Below are 15,571 nucleotides of genomic sequence, written 5' to 3' on the forward strand. Positions count from 1 at the left end.
GGTTAGTCCTCCGACGGAGTACGCTGGTCGACAGCGTTTTCGGTAGCAGTGGACACGATGCTGTGACAGATTGCTTCACCAGACTGCTGGTCGAACAGGTGGAGGTTCGCTCGGTCGAAGAAGACCTCGACGTTCTCCTCTTCGGAGATATCTTTGTCGGGGTCGACACTCATCAGCAACTGGTCGGACTTCCGTTGTACCTCCTCCATTGTGGCGGTGTTGCGGTCTCCGTGAGTCAGATAGACGAAAATTTCGTCACCCATCGGCTCCAAGACGTCGGTGGTCGTGTCGACGTGCTTCGTCGGGTGAGTGACGTCACTGGCTTCGCCGGCGAGATAGACGTCTTCGGGGCGAACCCCAAGAGAGACAGCGTCTCCCACGGACACGTCGAAGTCGGCGGGGTCGAAGTCGACAGTGACGAACTCTGAGGTGAACCCGTTTGCGGTGACTTCTCCCTCGAGAAGGTTCATCGACGGCGAGCCGATGAATCCCGCGACGAAGAGGTTCGCCGGTTCGTTGTAACAAGTCAGTGGTGGAGCAATCTGCTGGAGCTGACCGTCGTTGAGGACCGCGATACGGTCGGACATCGTCATTGCTTCCGCCTGATCGTGTGTGACGTAGATGATGGTTGTCTCCAGCTCTCTGTGGAGCCGCTGGAGTTCTGTCCGCATATGGACGCGAAGCTTTGCATCGAGGTTCGCGAGTGGTTCGTCCATCAGGAACGCTTCTGGATCACGGACGATTGCCCGACCAATGGCGACACGCTGGCGCTGACCACCGGACAGCTCTGAAGGCTTCCGGTCCAACAGATCACCGATTTGGAGGATATCTGCCGCCCGTTCGACTCGGCGGTCAATCTCTTCTTTCTCGAAGTTGCGGAGCCGCAGTCCGAAACTCACGTTGTCGTAGACGTCCATGTGGGGGAACAACGCGATGTTCTGGAAGACCATCGCAATGCCCCGTTCCTTCGGGGGGAGATTCGTCACCTCCTTTCCGCCGATGGTCACCTCACCCTCGGTGGGCAACGTGAGACCGGCGATCGTCTCCATCGTCGTCGACTTGCCGCAGCCCGATGGCCCGACCAGACAGACGAACTCGCCGTCCCGGATGTCCAGGTTCATGTCGTTGACTGCCGTTACGTCGTCGTACTGCTTCGTTACGTGTTCGAGTTTAACATTTCCCATAGTTATCACTCCTTGACCGCGCCAGCGGTGAGGCCACTGACAATTTTCTCCTGTGCGATGACCACGATGAGAGCGACGGGGAGAATCCCGATCAGGCTCGCCGCAGCCATGTAGTTGTACAGACTGGTGTACTGGCTCTGGAACGCCAGAATACCCCACACGAGTGGGGCACCGTTCTCGGGCTGGCCGGTCGTCATCAGGAACGAGAAGAAGAACTCGTTGTAGACGGCGATGAACGTCAGGATCCCGGCGGTTGACAGACCGGGTGCTGAGAGCGGCATAATAACCCGGAACAGTGCACCAAGCCGAGTCGTTCCCTCCACGCGTGCTGCTTCTTCCAGCCCATCTGGAATCTGGCTATAGAACGTCGTCAGGATGAACACTGACAGTGGAAGGAAGAGCCCGCTGAAGGGGACGATAATCGCACCCACAGTGTTGAACAGGTTCGGACTTGGAATCCCGAAGATGAGCAGGTTCCCGGTGAACAGTTTGAACAGCGGGAGCACGAAGGCCGCTGGCGGGAAGAAAGATATGATCAGCAGGAGCAAGAGCAACCCACCTTTCCCACGGAATTCGAGCCGACCGAACGCGTATCCCGCCAGACTCGAGACTATCAGTACGTACGCCGTCGTCGTTACGGCGATTACGAAACTATTGAACATGTACAGGTGGAGTGGAACCGTCTCCCACATGTCCATGAACACAGAGATGTTGAATCCGCGGGGGAAGATGCCCATGTTCACGATGAGGTCGTTTGGTGTAAGTGCCAACACCACGAGCCAGTAGATAGGGAACAGCGTCGTGAACATGAAGAAGAGAAGTGCGACGTAAAACATCGCTCTGTGAACCTTCCCCGGATTCTCGATCGCGCTTCTGACCCAGTTGGTGAGCAGGCCACCGTCGTTCTGGTCGTCGGTGTCGTGTGCGGTCGCCATCTCAGACGCTCCCTCCGATTCCCCGCAAACTGTCCACGAACTTCACCAGGTACACCAGAATGAACACGCTGATTACCAGCGCGGTGAGGAACGCGAGCGTCGCGGACGTTCCGTATCTGTTCGACCGGAACGCCGAGATGACGAGACAAGTCATCGACGGGACCGTCCGACAGCTGGAAAGCACCTCGATGACGCCGTAGACTTTCAGGGCACCCAGCGTCCGGAACAGCATCCCGACCAAGACCGCGGGCAGCACCAGTGGGAAGGTGATCAATTTGAACCGTTGCCACGCAGTTGCACCGGCGACCTTACTGACGTCGTAGAGACTCCGGTCGATACTCTGCATCCCTGCGAGGATAATGAGTGCCATGAACGCAGAGGTCTTCCACGCGTCGGTGAGCGTGACGAGTATCAGCGAGTCCTGGGTGTTCGCCAGCGGCGTCGACGAAAAGACGCCGAGTTCTTGCAGCGGTGCGACGAGGAACCCGATACTCGGTTCGAACAGGAGATAGAACATCATCCCCTGTACGACGACAGGCACCGCCCACGGGAGGATAATCGCCATCCGAACCCACGAGCGGCCGCGGAACTCTTGGTCGAGAACGAGTGCTTGTGCGAGACCGATGACCGTTTCGAGCGTGACGCTCCCGAGTGTGAAGGCGATAGTGAGACCGACGGCGTACCAGAACGACCCCGGTAACACCGCATTACGCTGCCCGGTGAGGACAGCGACGTAGTTTTCGATGCCGATGAAGTCGCCGACGCTGACACCCGAGATTGCATCTGCGTGGAGTGACATGGTGAACGTATCCATCAGTGGCCACAGCGCGACCACACCGACCATCAAAAACGCTGGGACGATCAGAAGGTACGCGTACAGCTCTTCGGGCAGCGTCTCGATCTTGTTTGCGATAGCGTAATCCGGACGTGGGATAGTCCTCGATTGTTTGTTTTCGGTTGCCATTGGACTCGATCAGACCGACTGCTCCTCGATCTCTTTCAGTGTCGACGCGAGCGCGTCCATCGCTTCTTGCGGCGATTGACTGCTCCCTTTCTGAAGCGCCTTGTTCACCGCACTGGCGATGGCACCGGACTGGTCGGGCCACGCAGTCGTCACCGGGCGTGGGATTGCGTTGCTCCCTGCGGTTTGCAGGGCATCCATATATCGACCCATAACCGGGACGTCTCGTGCCGAATCGGAGTTGAAAACCGATGGTTTTGGCGGCAGGAATCCGAGATTCTCGAACTGCCACAACATGAAGTCCTCGGACATCTTCGCTTTCAGGACTTCGACAACCGCGTCTTTCTTCTGTGAGTTCGGGTTCACCACAGAGTTCCACCCGCCTAGTGCGGATGCAGACCCACCGGTGCCACTGAATTGAGCGTCATCAGTCGAAACACCGTACGGGAGCGGCATCACGCCGAGTTTTTCGCCGAGTTCCTCTTCGGCTCCGTTTATCGCAATCGAGTACGGCCAGTTGCGGTGCATGACCGCATTGCCGTTGGTGAATGGCTTCCGTGAGGTTTCTTCGGTCCAGCCGAGTGTTGCCGCAGGGGAGATGTTGCCGGTGATATCCATCCCGTGTTTGTCGTCGTTCCCGTGGATGAACGACCGAACCATCTTGATAGCCTCGACAGCACCTCCTTCGTTGACTGTGACCGGGCGGTCGTTGACCGGTCCGAAGAGGTTTTCTGTACCTCCGAAGTACGCACCGCCCCACGTCGTCATCCACTCGTTGAAATCACAGCACGACAGTCCTCCGTAGCTGTCCGCTTGGAAGGTATACCCGTACTCGACATCATTTTGCGCCATCACGTCGGCGGTGATTTCAGCGAACCGTTCCCAGGACATCGGCTCAGTTTGCCACCCTTCAGTGTCGTAGCCAGCAGCCTCGACGAGGTCTTTGCGGTACTGTATCGTCGGGAAATCCGGGAACTCTGGGATTCCGTAAAGTGTGCCCTCGGGTGAACTTGCCGACGCCACGCTCGCCGAGAAGTAGTCGTTCTTGACGGTACTGAGTGTGCTGTCGTCTAAGAGTTCTTCGAGGTTCTGTACTTGGCCCCGTTGGACGAACGGAATCGTCCAGCCGGAATCCATGCTGAAGATGTCGGGCTCTTCTCGTCCTGCGGACAGCCACGTCCGGTACTGATTGAGTAACTGGTCCGTCGTCGACGGCCCGTCCACAATCTCGACGTAGATGTCTTCGGATAGACCCGCGTTCCAGAGTTGTTCTCGAATTTGGTCTTTGACCTCTGGTGATTCGTTGGCACCGACACCCGAATACTGTCGAACGACCGTTTGACCAGACTCTGCGTTCTCGGGCTTGTCTCCGTCTCCACTCCCGACGCATCCAGCGATACCTGCCACACCACTCGTCGCGCCGACTGCTTTGATGAATCGGCGGCGAGTGACTGCTGACCGCCTTCGATTTCCATTGCGATTGTCTCTCATGCTCATCTACAATTGTGACATACTCCGTAATAAAAATTCTGAATCAAGCAGTTGATTAAGATTCTGGATAGTTTTAAGAGCGATAGTCTCTTTTGCTCTAATAGGCGGGAAAAGCACTGCTCCCCGGCAAGTTCAGAATCATGAATGGAATACGAACCAGTCGAAAACTGCAGATGAGTCCCAAATTTGAGTTCACATGGAATCCGACAGCGACGGCACCAAACACTAATTTCGAGGGTATCGAGCCACGCACTTGCACCAGACTTGGTGGTTGGCGATGAGTCGCGCCGAGGTTATCAAGCAACCCGACGAGTCGTGGTGGAAGGAAGCGGTCGTCTACCAAATCTACCCGCGCAGTTTCAACGATAGCGACGGTGACGGAGTCGGTGACATCCCTGGAATCACAGAGAAAGTCGAGTATCTCGACTCGCTGGGCGTCGACGTCGTCTGGCTCTGTCCGGTATACGACTCCCCGAACCACGACAACGGCTACGACATCCGTGATTACCGTTCGATACTGGACGAGTTCGGGACGATGGCAGACTGGGAGGCGTTACTCGACGCATTGCATGCGCGAGACATTCGGTTGATTATGGACCTCGTCGTCAACCATACCTCGAACGAACACGATTGGTTCCAGCGTTCACGGCAGCGTGACGGTGAATATGAGGACTACTACATCTGGCGCGATGGGTCACCCGACGAACCACCGAACAACTGGGAATCTGTCTTCGGTGGGCCTGCATGGACCTACGACGACGACCGCAAACAGTGGTACCTCCACCTCTTCGACGAGAACCAGCCCGACCTCAACTGGCGCAACCCGGATGTCCGCGAAGACATCAAGGAGATGATTACGTGGTGGCTCGACAAAGGTATCGACGGGTTCCGGATGGACGCCATCAACTTCATCTCGAAGACCGACGGGCTTCCGGACGGTGACCTCGACGAGCAGCTCGTTGGTCACCAGCACTACGCCCACGGCCCTCACATCCACGACTACCTGCAGGAAATCTACGACGACACACTCGCGAACTACGACGCGATGACCGTCGCCGAGATGGGTGGAACGAGCATTCCGCAAGCCGCCGAGTATCTCGTCGAGGGTCAGAGCGGGCTAGATATGGTGTTTCAATTCAATCATATGTCTGTCGACGAGGGCTCGGATGGCCAGTGGACCCTCGACGAGTGGGGTGAGTGGGACCTGACGGAGTTCAAAGAAATCGTCACAGATGCTCAGGGCGAACTCGCAACCACGTTCTGGGACGCGTTGTTCCTTGGAAATCACGACCTACCTCGAATCGTCTCTCGGTTCGGCGACGACGGCGCGTACCACGAAGAGAGTGCGAAGCTCATTGCGACCTTTCTGCTGACGCTTCGTGGCACACCGTACATCTACCAGGGAGAGGAGTTCGGGATGACGAACGTCGAGTTCGATAGTCTGAACCAGATAGACGACGTGATGACCATCGGGAAGGTCGAAGAGCTATTCGAGACGGGAAGTATCGACTCGTTCGAGGAGGCTCGTGGTCTCGTCAACTACTGGAGTCGGGACCATGCACGGACGCCGATGCAGTGGTCAGATGCTCCGAATGCTGGCTTCACCGACCGCGAACCGTGGCTCGAAGTCAACGACAACTATCACGACATCAACGCTGAAACGGCGCTTGCCGACGAGGACTCCATCTGGCATCACTACCGGTCGCTCATCGACCTTAGACACGAGATGGACACGCTTGTCTACGGTACATACGAACTCCTCCTTCCTGACCACGAGCAACTTTACGCGTACATCCGAACACTCGACGAAGAGCAATTGTTGGTCGTCCTCAACTGGTCGGACGAACCTGCGATGTTCAGGACCGGCATCGAAACGAACGATACAGAGGTACTACTCAGCAACTACGAGAGCTCTCCAGATAGTCCACTGGAACGAGAGTTCCGGCCGTACGAAGCAGTTGTCTACCGACTCTGAGGAAGTACCGACCTACTGAAGAGACCTACTCGGCTCTGTTCCTTGCGCTCTGTTTTCTCAGAATTCTATTAGTAGAAACGGGGTCTGCCCCACTCAGCCCCTTGCGATGATGGATTTCAGCTGAGCCACCACCTTACTGAAGCGATTACGCAACTTCGGCCGGAGTAGAGACACCTCCACGAGAACGAAGAGGAGGGGTATACTGACTCGGAGTTGAATCCATTTGCTCCAGTGAAATGCTCGGTTGGTGATACGTTTTCGAAGTCGTGCCGAATAGAGGGCGCGTATTCACCAAGCTTTGTCGGAGCAACCGGCACTTCGAAGGAATGCCGGGTGAGAACTGTTCAGACGGTGGGCTCAATGTTCTGGTTGAGGTGGAACACGTTATCGGGATCGTATTCGGTCTTTATCTCGACGAGACGCCGGTAGGTGTCCTCACCGTAGGATTCGCGGACCCGTTGGATGCCGTCATCGGCGTCGAGGAAATTCACGTAGACCCCCTCTCGATGAGGTTCGAGGGCGTCGAAGAACCGACGGGTCCACGCTGTTTCCGACTCGGCGTACTTCTCCTTCTCGTCTGGACGCCATGCACCGTTGATGTTGATGTTGTGAGGCGAATTCCGGCCGGTGTAGGCGGTGGCGTCATCATCGACACGGCTCACCGCTCCGCCGAGATGGAATAGCACCGTGTACGAACGGGGTGACTCCGCCGAGAAAGCGTGGTCGACGAACACGTCGATCAGGTCGTCGGACAGCTCCGGCAGATCGGTCGACTTCCAGTAGTAGTGCCATCCATGGGGGACGGTGCTGTCGAGGCCGCCTTGGTGTGCCAGATAGGGCTTGGGGGAGACCAGGTCGAGAAGCGGTGTGCCGTACTCTCGCAACGGTCGGAGGACGCGTTCACCCTCGTCGACTGGCGCGGCGTAGCAGGCGTTGATGGCCACGGAGGGTCGCCAGTGAAGTTCCTCGGGGACGGCTGAAAGGGGAGGGATGGCCCCGAACCTGACGACGGTGCCAAGCTCGTCGGGAGCATCCCGCGCGAAGTCGCGATAGAAACGTAGCACGTCGGCGGTGTCCTCCGCCGCCCAGAACACGGGGCCGGCGAGTACAGTGGGACCGACAGGGTGGAGGGCGAACTCGAAGGAAGTTACGATTCCGAAGTTCCCACCGCCGCCTCGGAGCGCCCAGAACAGGTCCGGGTGCTCGTCTTCCGAGGCTCGGGTGAACTCCCCATCGGCGGTCACCACATCGGCAGAGAGCAAGTTGTCGGCGGTGAGGCCGTGCTTGCGCATCAACCAGCCAATCCCACCGCCGAGTGTGAGTCCAGCGACGCCGGTGTGGCTGACGATGCCGCCCGTGGTTGCCAAGCCGTGGACCTGAGTCTCGTGGTCGACATCATTCCACAGGGCACCGCCCTGAACCCGGGCGGTCCGCGCGCGAGGGTCGACCCATACGGCTCGCATCTCTGAGAGGTCGATGACGATTCCGTCGTCGCAGACGGCGGTGCCGGCAACATTGTGACCGCCGCCGCGTACCGCGATTTCAAGATCGTGCTTCCGTCCGAAGTTCACTGCCGCGATCACATCCGCGGTGCCTGCACACTTGGTGATGACCGCAGGATGGCGGTCGATCGTCCCGTTCCAGACCGCACGGGCCTCGTGGTAGCCCTTGTCGTGGGGTTGGAACAGGGTTCCCCGAAGCGTTTCTCGGAGGTCGTCAACTGGCACCATATCTTACGTTCCCTACAACACGAATCGCGTTAGCCGTTACCGTAGCACAAGGTCTGCTGAATCCATATCCGACATCCAGCACGCCACAGCTGTCAAACTCTAATGGCTTCAGCGGAGCCGAATCTGTCGATTACCTTTACGACGACATCTCAGGAAGAACGCTCACTGTTTGAACGAAAAATTGGAGTAGAGAACGTGTGGATTCTATTAGTAGAACCGATATCTGCCTCACCGAGCCCCTTGTGATGATGGATTATTCCTGAGCCACCATCTTACTATCCCCAGAGCGACTGCACCGTTCGGAACCCACCTGCTGACGGTGGACGGAGTTTCGACCGTGAGCGACAGCGACGAGGCAGAGAGATGGCTCTCGCCACCGACACAGCGTGCGAACCGAACGCACGACTCCGTCGTCGTTACCCTATCGCCGACCCGACGTGACGTATGGACCGACGGGCATTCCTCGGACTCCTCACAGGCGCGACTGCCGGCCTCGCAGGGTGTATCGAGGGGAGCGTTCGACCGCCAATCGCCGGCTTTGCCGCGCCGGAGAACCCGGACCCAGTGGTCGTCCACGGCTTCCCCGGAACCGTCTGTGGCGACCCGCCGAATCCATTCATCGGCATCGAGGCCGTCCTCGAACCGGCAGTCGGCCCAAACTGGGATGGATTGGCCGTCGCAGAGAAGTACCGCTTCGGCTACGAAGTCGGCCCGGGTCTCTCAGCGGACGCCTACATCGTCGGGGTGGAAAGACAGGGGTCGGCCCGCGCGTACCCGCTTTCTATCCTCTGGTGGCACGAGGTGGTCAACGACACCCTCGGTGGCGACCCGGTGCTCGTGACGTACTGCCCGATTTGCCAGTCGGGGATGGTCGCAGAGCGTCGCGTCGCTGGCGTCGAAGCGCTATTTCAGGTCTCCGGGCATCTCTGGCAGCCTCCTGCTATTTATGGGTTCGCCAGTGTCGAAGCGGGGCGGACGTTCGGTGCGTCGGCGTCGTCCGGCGAGGCGGAGGTTCGAAACTCGGGGAATCTCGTGCTCTACGACGAGGCGACGGGGAGTTACTGGAGTCAGATGCTGGCGAAGGCAATCTGCGGGTCACAGTCGGGCGAGCAGTTGCGCATCCTCCCGTCGACGGTGACGACGTGGGGTGAGTGGCGTGCCGAACATCCCGAGACGGATGCACTGCTCCCGCCGCCGTGGTCGAAGACGGCGTAGTCGGCGGTGAGTCCGACGGAGCGGGAGAACGCCCCCCAACAATGGTGGCGCAAGTTCCTTCGTGTATCAGTGTGACGGTCGAATATGGACCTCGATAGACTCGCCGTACACGAGTCGGTGGGAAAAGTCATGCCACCACAGCTACTCGTCGACGCACTCGAAGACACCGGTATCCCGGTGGAACTCGTCGACGACGACGAACAGTTCGGGCCGGGAGACGTCGTCGTCACGTTCGGTCACCGAGACACGTTCCTCGACGCCGACTGGGTCCACGGTGTCCGCTCTGGGTACGACGAGTTCCCCGTCGGCGTCTACGACGAAGCGGGGACTGTCTTCACGAACAGCACCGGCATCCACGGGACGACAATCGGGGAGACTGTCGCTGGCTACATGCTCTCGTTCGCCCGTCGACTCCACACCTATCGCGACGTTCAATTCGACCACGAGTGGCGACGCCCGAGTTACGACGAGTCGTTCACGCTCCAGAACGAGCGACTCTGCGTCGTCGGCCTCGGGACACTCGGCCGGGGTATCGCAGACCGGGCGGCGGCGCTCGGAATGGACGTCGTCGGCGTGCGGCGGTCGGGTGACCCCGTCGAGAACGTCTCGGTGGTCTACACGCCCGACCAACTCCACACCGCAATCGAAGACGCTCGATTCGTCGCGTTGGCGACGCCGCTGACCCGAGAGACGGAAGGGATGTTCGCCGCACCCGAGTTCGAGACGATGCGTGAAGACGCCTACCTGATTAACGTCTCGCGTGGAGAAGTCGCCGACGAGTCGGACCTCGTCTCGGCACTCCGCGACGGCGCAATCGCTGGCGCTGCGTTGGACGTGTTCACAAAAGAACCGCTCCCCGAAGACTCGCCACTGTGGGACTTCGACGAGGTGCTCCTCACCCCCCACGTGAGTCCAGCAACGGGGAAGTATCACGAGGACATCGCCGGCCTCGTCAGCGAGAACGTCAGCAACGTCCGGGCCGGCGACTCGATGATGAACCGTATCGTCTGAACTCGAACCGTATCGTCTGAACGCGTCGCCGAGACGGGTCGTCAGGTTCGAAACCCGTGGGTCGTCGGATTCGACGCCGAGAGTCGTTCGGTTCGACGCACCCACGTTCAACCGGTCGCCAAAAACGGCCTCAGACGAACTTGAACAGGTCGTCGCGCCCCTGTTCGTGGAGGTGCGTTCGGAGCGCGTCTTCGAGGTTCGAGATGTCGCCGCGCTTCGCGGTGATGGGGGCGATGACGTTCCGCCACTGCTTCCACGGCGGGAACAACCCGAGACGGTCACAGAGTTCGTTCAGTCGTTCGTCACGGTCACCGACTTTGTCCATCTTGTTCACCGCGACGACGGTCGGAATCTCGAGTTCGTCGAGGAAGTAGAACATCTCCACGTCGTGCGGAATCGAGTCGTCGGTGGTGTGACGGTCGATGATATCGACGACGCTCTTGCCGTCGACGACGAGGACTGCCGCGAGGATGTCGTCGGCGTTCTCTTCGATGTAGCGGACGATATCGGTCTTGATGGCCTCGCGGGTGTCGGCGTCGACGCCCGACATGAAGCCGAACCCCGGGAGGTCGGTGAACATGAACTTCTCTGCCGTCCAGTCGAAATGGTTGGGCTTGCGGGTGACACCCGGTTTCTTGCCCGTCGTGAACTTGCTGTGGCCAGTCAACTCTCGCATCAAGGTGGACTTGCCCACGTTCGACCGGCCGACGAGAATGATTTCGTCGCGATTCGGTCGGTCTTCGAACATACCCGGTGTTTGCTATCACGACAGATAAGGGAGACGGAAACGACCAGACAGAGATTCCGGTCAAGGCTCGCCGAGGAGAGACACGAGTGAGACTCACCGGTGAGAACTGAACGAAAGACGCGAGTCGGGAGCACCACCGCGACGGACCGACTCGTGTGTCAGCGTCCGGCGACTCCCACCCTACGCAGACGTGTCTGGTAACTCGTCTGCGTGGTTCTCCATCAGGTCGAGTAAGGGTTCTATCTCCTCGAACTGAGGGCCCGTTTCGATGGCACCACTCTCTCGGTCCCACGAGACGTACCCGGCACTGTCGAGTTTCGGGAGATGAAGGTGGTAGAGTTCCACCTCCAGTTGCGTGTGGTCGTTGACGCCACCATCGGCAACGACCCGTGTCGCCCCACCGAGGCGTTCGACACGTCCTTCACGCAGATTGTAGAGTAATCGGCGTCGATGGACGTTCCTGAGGACGTCGAACGCCTCGTCGAGGCGGGGGTTAGCGGACACTGCCATCGTCACAGCCCCCACTTCGTCCAGAGAGGGTTCATCGGGCGTTCGGAAGACGCCGAAACACGACGCCCGTCGATGGCATGGCACGGGGGGTCCGCCACGAACCGTCGAGACGATACCGTCTGTCGGGTTCGTTTCTGACTGCCCCCGTTCGAGACAGCGTCGTCCGCGACAGCACCCCCACGGCACTGACATCCTGCGAACGACTGTCGATAATTGAGTGTAGTCACGCTCACTTCCCCACGTGTTCCTGACTAGCATAGTTCTATTCTCGTTGTGCTTTCACACTACTGCCATTCAAGGGGGGTCAGTAATCTGGATATCCGCAACCACTGTTTTAAGCCTCTGTGTAGAGAACTACGGCACGAATGGCAGTAGTCGTGGAGTTGACGATTAAACCCGAAGACTTCGACCTTGGGCGCGTGACCGCCGTGACGGGGGATATGCACATCGAACTCGAGCGTGTCGTCCCGACCGGTGGTGACGTGATGCCGTTCTTTTGGGCCAGAGGCTCGGACTTCGACGGGTTCGAACAGGCGGTGCGAGAGGACAAACTCGTCGAGCAACTGTCTGCGGTGGCCCGCGTCGGTAACCGAGTCCTCTACCACGTCTACTGGGGGGACACCGTCTCTAGTCTCACGACGATTCTCACGAACAGTGAGGCGACCATCCTCGAAGCGCACGGGAACTCGCCGTGGATGTTTCGCCTGCGGTTCAACGACCACACGGGACTCACCGAATTCCACAACCTCTGTCGAAACGAAGGAATCGACTTCCACGTCGAGCGAATCTACTCACTCACCGAAGAAGAGACGGGCGTCTACACCTTCGACATCACGCCACAGCAACAGGAGGCCCTCGTGGCGGCAGTCGAAGGTGGATACTTCGAGGTGCCACGGCGGACGACGCTCAAAGACGTCGCTGACGAACTCGGAATCAGTCCACAGGCCGCGTCGGAGCGGATTCGACGCGGTGCCGACACCGTTCTCCGGAAGGTGCTCCTCTCTCGGTCTGCCGCCGACTTCGAATAAATTCGCTCGGCCAGTCAGATACGCCGGACGAGACGAATCGCCCCACCGCTCCCGGTGTCTTCGGAGACGACTTCGAACCCGTGTTCGCTGAAGAACGACAGCGCCTCGTCGTCGTGGGGTAGACACGTCGCGTACTGTTCTCGTGCGCCCGCGACGACCTGTTGGGCGGTAATCGTCTGTAGCACCGCCGTCCCGGCGTCGGTCAGTTGTACGTCCGGATGCGCGTGGAGAGAAAACACCTCGCCAGACTCGTCTCCGACCAGGTCACCACCGGCAGCCGCGACGACTGCGTCGTCGTCGACGGCGACGACCCATCCGTGTTCGTCCGCCTGCCGAATGTCACGCTGGAGACGCGTCACGTCGAACCGCGTCTCGGAGACGGTGTCTCCCTCTCCGACCGAGACGGCACCTCCTGCCACGTCTCCCCACCGACTGGTGAAGATGTGGGCGATGTCCGATACGTCAGTCTCTCTCGCAGTCCGGACGAACATACGAACCCATTCGTGGAGAGACTGCAAAATTGTTTCGCGCGTTTATACCTCGCATAAAACCTTACTCGTAATCGGAAAAACATCTACACGCAGAGAGTGACAAGAGTATTCCGCCCACTCGGAGTAGGACCCGCCACCGACCGATGGAGAAGGCAGACCTCAGAACGGCAGTGTGGGACGAACTCGAAGCGTCGGGCGAGGCGCGGTTTCCGTTCCCACCGCACGGCCGAATCCCGAACTTCGCCGACGCGGCGACGGCGGCAGACAGACTCGCCGAGACGGCGGCGTGGGCGGATGCGAGGACGGTGAAGGCGAACCCGGATGCGCCGCAACTTCCCGTGAGACGGCGTGCACTTCGTGAGGGGAAGACCGTCTACATGGCCGTCCCGCGTCTGCGCGACGAGAACTGTTTCTACGAACTTGACCCCGCGCGTCTCGACAGCGACGCACTCGATAGCGCACCCACCGTCTCGCACGTCGAGGAGTACGCGGACAAGGTCGGTCCAGACGAGGTGCCGACCATCGACTTCGTCGTCTCGGGGTCTGTCGCCGTCACAGAACAGGGTGCCCGAATCGGCAAGGGAGAGGGCTTCAGCGACCTCGAATTCGCGATTCTTCAGGGCCTCGGCGTCGTCGACGAGACGACGACAATCGCGACGACGGTCCACGAACTGCAGGTCCACGACGACGCGCCCGAACCCGACGCCCACGACGTGCCGATGGACCTCGTGGTCACGCCCGAGCGAACGATTCGCACCGAGACGCTGTATCCACGGCCGTCCGGCATCGACTGGGCCGAACTCTCGGACGAACAGATAGCAGAGATGCCCGTCCTCCAGCGACTTCGGCCCCGCTAACCGGACCCGAACGCCCCCTGCTTATTTCACCGCCCGGAGCGACGTGTGAGCGTGCGACTCGTACAGGTGCTAGTGCCGGCCGGAAAACGCGAGACGGTCCTGCGGACCCTCGACGAGGAAGGCGTCGATTACGCCGTCTCCGACGAGAGTTCTGGCAGAGATTTCGTCGCCGTCGTCACCTTCCCACTCCCGAAAGAGGCGGTCGAACCCGTCTTGTCACGACTGCGAGACGCGGGTGTCGAACGCGACGCTTACACCGTCGTGGTAAACGCCGAGACGGTGGCGTCCAAGCGGTTCGACGCGTTGGTCGAGAAGTACAGAGAAGACGAAGAGAACGACGACCGAATCGCCCGCGAGGAGTTGGCGTCGAAGGCGGCAGACCTCGCGCCGTCGTTTCCGACGTACGTCGCCATGACGATTATCTCGGCGCTCGTCGCGACCGCTGGGTTGCTCCTCAATTCGCCGGCAGTCGTCGTCGGGTCGATGGTCATCGCACCACTGGTCGGCCCGGCGATGGCCGCCAGCGTCGGCACCGTCGTCGACGACGACGAGATGTTCGTCAGAGGCGTCCGCCTACAGGCAATCGGCGGCGTCTTTGCCATCGGGTCGGCAGCGGTGTTCGCCTTCGTCCTCAAAGAGAGCGGTGCCGTCCCGCTCTCCGTCTCGGAAGTCCTGCAGATTCCAGAGGTGGACGAACGACTCGCCCCGGACGTCCTCTCGTTGGTCATCGCGTTGGGGGCCGGTGCCGCAGGTGCAATCTCGCTGTCGACCGGTGTCTCGACTGCGCTCGTCGGCGTCATGATTGCCGCCGCGTTGATTCCGCCCACGGCAGTCGTCGGTATCGGTATCGCGTGGGGAGCACCCGAGGCAATCGTCGGGTCGGCGATTCTCGTGTTGGTGAACATCCTCTCGGTGAACTTCGTCGCCATCGCCGTCCTCTGGCAGCAGGGCTACCAGCCAGAACACTGGATTCGCCAGAGTGAGGCCAGACGAACGACCCTCTACCGAATCGTCGTCCTCGGGATGGGACTGCTCGTGTTGTCGTCGTTCCTCGGCGCAGTCACGTACACGACGTACCGCAACGCGGGGTTCCAGAGTGACGCACAGGACGCCATCGAAGACGTCCTCGCGGACTCGAACGCCCACCTCTTGGCGCTCGACATCCGCCACGACACCGGCCCGCTTCAGGAACCCACACACGTCGTCGTCACCGTCGGATACGACCCGCAGGAAGACCCGCCACAGGTACAACCAGCGCTCGCAGACGCAGTGAACGCTGTCGCTCCCGAACCCCTCTCGCCGTGGGCGACAGACGAGGTGACGGTGGAAGTGCGGTACATCGGCGTCGCCGACTGACACGCCCACCCGTCGTGAATTCACACCCGCCGAACCGCCGGACTGGAAGGGTACAGTGACTCTTTGTCTCTAGCGCGGG

General features: G+C 59.8%; 14 protein-coding genes. 6 read left to right on the top strand and 8 right to left on the bottom strand.

Going from position 1 to position 15,571, the window contains the following annotated elements; translation table 11 throughout:
* Positions 1-2 precede the first annotated feature (2 nt).
* The 4 genes from ACK3R5_RS13720 to ACK3R5_RS13735 are packed head-to-tail and all read right to left on the bottom strand — an operon-like array spanning position 3 to position 4,514.
* Positions 3-1,184: an ABC transporter ATP-binding protein gene (locus ACK3R5_RS13720; RefSeq protein ID WP_411964621.1), complete on the bottom strand. Its 1,182-nt coding sequence runs from the start codon at positions 1,182-1,184 to the stop codon at positions 3-5.
* Positions 1,185-1,189: 5 nt separating this feature from the next.
* Entirely contained in the window at positions 1,190-2,119 is a 930-nt protein-coding gene (locus tag ACK3R5_RS13725) for a carbohydrate ABC transporter permease (protein ID WP_411967364.1), read from the bottom strand.
* Position 2,120: 1 nt separating this feature from the next.
* A complete protein-coding gene (locus ACK3R5_RS13730; RefSeq protein WP_411964623.1) occupies positions 2,121-3,083 on the bottom strand; it encodes a carbohydrate ABC transporter permease in 963 nt (320 codons plus the stop codon).
* A 9-nt stretch (positions 3,084-3,092) separates the two neighbouring features.
* Positions 3,093-4,514 (bottom strand): extracellular solute-binding protein, encoded by a 1,422-nt coding sequence (locus tag ACK3R5_RS13735; RefSeq protein ID WP_411968665.1) that lies wholly within the window; start codon positions 4,512-4,514, stop codon positions 3,093-3,095.
* Between the two features lie 334 nt (positions 4,515-4,848).
* On the opposite strand from ACK3R5_RS13735, the gene ACK3R5_RS13740 reads away from it, so the two are divergent.
* On the top strand, positions 4,849-6,546 hold the full coding sequence (locus tag ACK3R5_RS13740; protein WP_411967365.1) for a glycoside hydrolase family 13 protein: 1,698 nt from the start codon (positions 4,849-4,851) through the stop codon (positions 6,544-6,546).
* 344 nt (positions 6,547-6,890) lie between these two features.
* Here the strand turns inward: ACK3R5_RS13740 and ACK3R5_RS13745 are convergent, their stop codons facing one another.
* Positions 6,891-8,276, bottom strand: coding sequence for an FAD-binding oxidoreductase (locus ACK3R5_RS13745; protein WP_411967367.1), 1,386 nt, complete (start codon positions 8,274-8,276; stop codon positions 6,891-6,893).
* A gap of 444 nt (positions 8,277-8,720) precedes the next feature.
* Here ACK3R5_RS13745 and ACK3R5_RS13750 point away from each other — a divergent pair, with 444 nt between their 5' ends.
* Together ACK3R5_RS13750 and ddh are read left to right on the top strand one after the other, a co-directional pair.
* Entirely contained in the window at positions 8,721-9,491 is a 771-nt protein-coding gene (locus ACK3R5_RS13750; protein WP_411967368.1) for a DUF3179 domain-containing (seleno)protein, read from the top strand.
* Positions 9,492-9,575: 84 nt separating this feature from the next.
* Entirely contained in the window at positions 9,576-10,502 is a 927-nt protein-coding gene (gene ddh / locus ACK3R5_RS13755; RefSeq protein ID WP_411967369.1) for a D-2-hydroxyacid dehydrogenase, read from the top strand.
* 130 nt (positions 10,503-10,632) lie between these two features.
* Here the strand turns inward: ddh and engB are convergent, their stop codons facing one another.
* Positions 10,633-11,250, bottom strand: coding sequence for a GTP-binding protein EngB (engB, locus tag ACK3R5_RS13760; RefSeq protein ID WP_411964628.1), 618 nt, complete (start codon positions 11,248-11,250; stop codon positions 10,633-10,635).
* 180 nt (positions 11,251-11,430) lie between these two features.
* Positions 11,431-11,760, bottom strand: a complete 330-nt coding sequence (locus ACK3R5_RS13765; protein ID WP_411964629.1) for a hypothetical protein — start codon at positions 11,758-11,760, stop codon at positions 11,431-11,433.
* Positions 11,761-12,125: 365 nt separating this feature from the next.
* On the opposite strand from ACK3R5_RS13765, the gene ACK3R5_RS13770 reads away from it, so the two are divergent.
* Positions 12,126-12,788 (top strand): helix-turn-helix domain-containing protein, encoded by a 663-nt coding sequence (locus tag ACK3R5_RS13770; protein ID WP_411964630.1) that lies wholly within the window; start codon positions 12,126-12,128, stop codon positions 12,786-12,788.
* Positions 12,789-12,802: 14 nt separating this feature from the next.
* Here ACK3R5_RS13770 and ACK3R5_RS13775 read toward each other — a convergent pair whose 3' ends face one another.
* Positions 12,803-13,279: a GNAT family N-acetyltransferase gene (locus ACK3R5_RS13775; protein ID WP_411967371.1), complete on the bottom strand. Its 477-nt coding sequence runs from the start codon at positions 13,277-13,279 to the stop codon at positions 12,803-12,805.
* Between the two features lie 143 nt (positions 13,280-13,422).
* Between ACK3R5_RS13775 and ACK3R5_RS13780 the strand changes: the two genes are divergently transcribed.
* Together ACK3R5_RS13780 and ACK3R5_RS13785 are read left to right on the top strand one after the other, a co-directional pair.
* Positions 13,423-14,136, top strand: a complete 714-nt coding sequence (locus tag ACK3R5_RS13780) for a 5-formyltetrahydrofolate cyclo-ligase (RefSeq protein WP_411967372.1) — start codon at positions 13,423-13,425, stop codon at positions 14,134-14,136.
* 51 nt (positions 14,137-14,187) lie between these two features.
* Positions 14,188-15,492 (top strand): TIGR00341 family protein, encoded by a 1,305-nt coding sequence (locus ACK3R5_RS13785; RefSeq protein ID WP_411967373.1) that lies wholly within the window; start codon positions 14,188-14,190, stop codon positions 15,490-15,492.
* Positions 15,493-15,571: the final 79 nt, after the last annotated feature.

The sequence above is a fragment of the Haloferax sp. YSSS75 genome, from assembly GCF_046764215.1.
In the GTDB taxonomy this organism is placed as follows: Archaea; Halobacteriota; Halobacteria; order Halobacteriales; family Haloferacaceae; genus Haloferax.